This window comes from Kitasatospora sp. NPDC059571 (genome assembly GCF_042735675.1).
Classification (GTDB): Bacteria; Actinomycetota; Actinomycetes; order Streptomycetales; family Streptomycetaceae; genus Kitasatospora.
Genome location: NZ_JBHWBW010000011.1, coordinates 41,231 through 42,109 on the forward strand (window position 1 = coordinate 41,231; position 879 = coordinate 42,109).

2 protein-coding genes are annotated in these 879 nt (G+C 80.1%); both read left to right on the top strand.

Annotated elements, in window-relative coordinates; genetic code table 11:
- Window positions 1–171 precede the first annotated feature (171 nt).
- Window positions 172–444: a hypothetical protein gene (locus ACFV0G_RS03345; RefSeq protein WP_380540800.1), complete on the top strand. Its 273-nt coding sequence runs from the start codon at window positions 172–174 to the stop codon at window positions 442–444.
- Between the two features lie 143 nt (window positions 445–587).
- Window positions 588–879 (top strand): hypothetical protein (locus ACFV0G_RS03350; RefSeq protein WP_380540803.1); only part of this gene is annotated, 292 nt, incomplete at its 3' end.

Sequence of the window (879 nt, forward strand, 5' to 3'; positions counted from 1 at the left end):
GCGGTCCCTAGCGTTCGGGCGAACTCGCGCGCCCGCGGCCCCCCCGCCGCCGCCCCCGCGGCCCCCCCCCCCACCCCCCCCCCCCCCCCCCGCGGGGGGGGGGGGGGGAGCGGCGGTGCGGCCGGGTGTCGGTGCGGCCCGGGTGTCGGTGCCGGCTGCGACGCTGGCGGGATGGACGACGAGCAGCTGATGCGCGGCCGGGTCTACGGGGCCGACCACGACGACCCCGACCCCGGATCGCAGTACGGGCACGTCTACCGCGAGCTGGTCGCGGGCCCGCTCGACGGGCTCCTCCTCGACGTCACCGGCTGGAGCGCGGACCGGCTCGCCGAAGGCGTGGCGCTCCCCACCGAGATCGGCGCCTTCGGACCCGGCGGGCGCGCCCACTACGCTCCCCGGCCCGCGGATCCGCGCCGCTGGGACTGGGCGGGCGACTCGCGCTGACCTGCGGCACGGCGCAGCGCCCGCCGGCCGCGGCCGGTCCGCCTCCTCCCGCTGGGCGCGCCCTGCGGGCGAAGCCCCCCGGGACGGCGCAGCATGGCGGAATCGGGCGGCATCGCCGCGGCGACCCGGACCCTGGAGGCGCTGTGCAGGGCGAGCAGTGGCAGGACTGGGTGTGGCGGTGGGCTTCGGCCGCCCGCCTGACGGGCGAGGGCCGGGTCGGGAACCTGCTCGCCGACCTGGCCGAGGACGCGCCGCGGGCGCGTACGGCGGTGCTGTTGAGCCTCCCGGTCGCGGCCACGGCGGCCGCCCTCGGCCTGCCGGCCGGGCAGGTCCCCGCCGCGCTGGAGCGACTGCACTCCGCGGGCCTGCTCTCGTACGTGCTCGGCGGTGCCCTCCCCGACCACCACCACCCCGAGATCAACCAGCACCCCGCGA